Raw genomic sequence first — 3022 nt, 5'->3', positions numbered from 1 at the left:
GAATAAGTTTATGCATCCCCTTATTATTTCTAAGGTGCATTGGGCAGAAATAATACATTTCTTGCCAATTATTATGGCGAGTCCTTACAAATTTTTATTTTATTATTCATCACAAATTATTGAAAATTAAACATTATTATTTGATTTAAACATACAGTGCTCATATTGAAAATTGATGCAATTAGTTTATTAATCAATTTTACCCTATTCTTTATCCGCCAAAAGCGTGATTAAAGACAATGAAAAATTAATATCAAAAATGACTACTTTACAACAAAAAAGCTTTAACAACATTGGGCTCAAATCAAGTGCCATTATTTTGTTTGACTATCGCGAGTACTTTTTTTTCGTTCAATACAGGACGATAACATCTGTCCATCCTAGAACATCAGAGAGTCTGTTCAAGTGACAACCTTCGCACTTAAAGGGATCTTCTTACATAATAAATTTGATGGGTATCAACTGCTTTCGAACCCCTCATGGTCTGCCCGAGACACTTTTTAAGCATTTGTTATACTGGAGCGTTTAAAGCCTTGAAATATCCCTAACATAATCTGAGAATTACATATTAGTACTCAGTTTACTTCGATTAATCTTTAGATTTTTTTGATAAAGTGATTCTATATATGAGCTCGAACATTAGCTCGCATGATCCACAGAAAAATAAGAGCCAATATGACAATATGTTTCTTAATCTCGCTATATTTGAGCTCTGTCGAATTCGCCAAGTACCTGATTAGTTAAAAAATAAGATGTTCCAGTTACTTAAAATATATTTATTTTTAAATAAACAAAGCTGTAAAGTCTTGTGCATTCTTAGTCTGCTGTTATATTTTTATGCACTTGCAGTGCAATTGGGAATACACAATAAAAGTTCTACTTTGAAAAATAACAGCTAAATAAACAGCTTATCTTAATGCACATAGATTATTTTCAGATCCATACAATGCGTGATAACTAAATTCAAAGTCCACTCTGACTGAGCTACTAAATCTAGTTGATCGTCAACAGTTAAAATTATGTCTTTACACATTTTTTTCGCATCTGCAGGTTAACTTTTGACTATTGGTAACCACACAGTTACGACCATTCCTTTTCCTTGAGCAGTAACAAACTCGACCTCTCCTGCGTGAATAGACACTATTTCTTTAACCAGTGAGACACCCAAACCTGAACCGGGCGTTGCACCCGAATTATCAGCTCGGTAAAACCGCACTCCAAGATGACTAAACTGATGAGGTGTCATACCAATACCTTTATCAGTTATGCTGACACCAAACTGCCTATATCCGTTTTTTTTTCTCTCGCTTGTAGTCAAAATAACGTATTTATGATCAGGTGAATATTTACAAGCGTTACTTAACAAGTTTATGAATACCTGACGCATTTTATCGTCGTCAAACGTTAATGTTGGCCAATATTTTAATGTCTGAATGTCCACTTTATGATCAGTAAATGCCCCCTCAGTTTCGGTACATGACTGTTTCACAATCTCTTCAAGTGAATTATTAGCCATATTAAAATCTTTACCCGCTCTTGCTTCAATACGAGACAGATCGAGCAGCTCATCAAGTAGTTTTTTAAGATTACCTGACTGTCGATGAATGGTTTCAATTATTTCATGTGAAACTTTTTTATCGTAATCACGATGCTTTAATAATTCAGAAAAACCATAGATACTGGCTAGTGGTGTCCTCAGTTCATGGGCTGCCGTTGATAAAAACTCACTTTTCATCCTGTCCACTTCTTTTTCATGGGTCACATCTCTGAAATAGAATACATATCCTTCTGCTTTTCCCTTTAATCCAAGCAGTGTTTTGATATTAACGTGGAGAATACGTGATGCCGGACGTGACAAATATATCAGTTGTTGAGTATCACCCTTGTTGATAAATTCTATATTATTCATCTTTTTTGAATCAAATAAACTGACCATTAATTCATTAAAAATGTGCGTGCTTTTACCGATTAACGTATCCGCTTTTAGCCCAGTCATAGTTAAAAAAGCGGGGTTGATATATACAACATTATTATCTGTGTTGGACAGCACAAATCCGTCGGGGCTTAAGATTAATATTGTATTCAGTTCACGCGTTCGCTCGGTTATTTTATGTTCCATTTCAGCTTGACTATTATTTAGCTCGCCATAACTTTTTTCTAGGTTCTTCGACATACTATTAAATGCATGTGCAACCTCCGAAAGTTCGTCGTTACCTGATATAGGTATTTGATGTCCAGGACCAGATAAAGCGATAATATTAGATGCATTTTTTAGTGCTAAAAGTTGCCGTGTTAAATAGGTACCGAGCACAAACGAAAATAAAGCCACAAGACTGACTTCAAGACTAGCGATGGTAGCAATCCACCGTTTGGCTTTTGCTAACATGCTTTCTATTGACGCTGTAGAAAGTCCCATTTCAATAACGCCATAAGTTATACCGGCTACAACAATTTCTGCACGAATGTCATATATTCCATCGATAACCTGAGAAAGTGAGCTATCCACTTCACGTGGCTTCTGAAGTACTAATGCACTTCCCCCCTCAGCAAGAATGACACCATTGCTAGTGATACGTGCGTAAACGACATCAGAGTTTGACATGATTTCCTCGACAAAACTTTCCAACGTTGCTAAATCTGTCGATAATACTGCATCTTTAATGGCACTTTTAAAAAGGCGTAAGGTGACATTTGCGCGTTGTTTTAGCAGCTCTTCATTTGAATCACTCATGAAGTTTAAAGCACTAAAAACTAATATTACTAGTAATATTGACTCGATTAATGCAATACCTAAAATGGTTTTTGATCGAAAACTCAACATACGTTAACTTAATTAGTTTCAAGCAAAGCTATATTGAGTGCTCTTACATCATTCCAATCATGATCTGCAGCTGCTGTAAAACCTTTAATTTTGATACTCTTTAATAATGTCTTGCCAAGGTCGCTATTTCGCATATTTATCAGAGCTATTTGTATTTTTTTAATATCATTTTTATTTACACGTGGGTGAGCTGCAATAGCA

2 protein-coding genes are annotated in these 3022 nt (G+C 35.1%); both read right to left on the bottom strand.

What is annotated here, in order from left to right; translation table 11 throughout:
• Positions 1-1051 precede the first annotated feature (1051 nt).
• Positions 1052-2731 carry an ATP-binding protein gene (locus QZ562_RS20700; RefSeq protein WP_293764553.1) on the bottom strand — a complete coding sequence of 560 codons (1680 nt, stop codon included), beginning with the start codon at positions 2729-2731 and terminating at the stop codon, positions 1052-1054.
• Positions 2732-2829: 98 nt separating this feature from the next.
• A partial coding sequence (locus QZ562_RS20695) for a PhnD/SsuA/transferrin family substrate-binding protein (protein ID WP_363315393.1) occupies positions 2830-3022 on the bottom strand: 193 nt, incomplete at its 5' end.

It is taken from the genome of uncultured Paraglaciecola sp., from assembly GCF_913058035.1.
In the GTDB taxonomy this organism is placed as follows: domain Bacteria; phylum Pseudomonadota; class Gammaproteobacteria; order Enterobacterales; family Alteromonadaceae; genus Paraglaciecola.
This window is presented reverse-complemented; position numbering and strand designations above follow the sequence as displayed.

What these genes read in the sequence shown, in the direction of transcription:
- QZ562_RS20700 (WP_293764553.1), bottom strand. Translation starts at nt 2,731, where the DNA reads ATGAGTGATTCAAATGAAGAGCTGCTAAAACAACGCGCAAATGTCACC.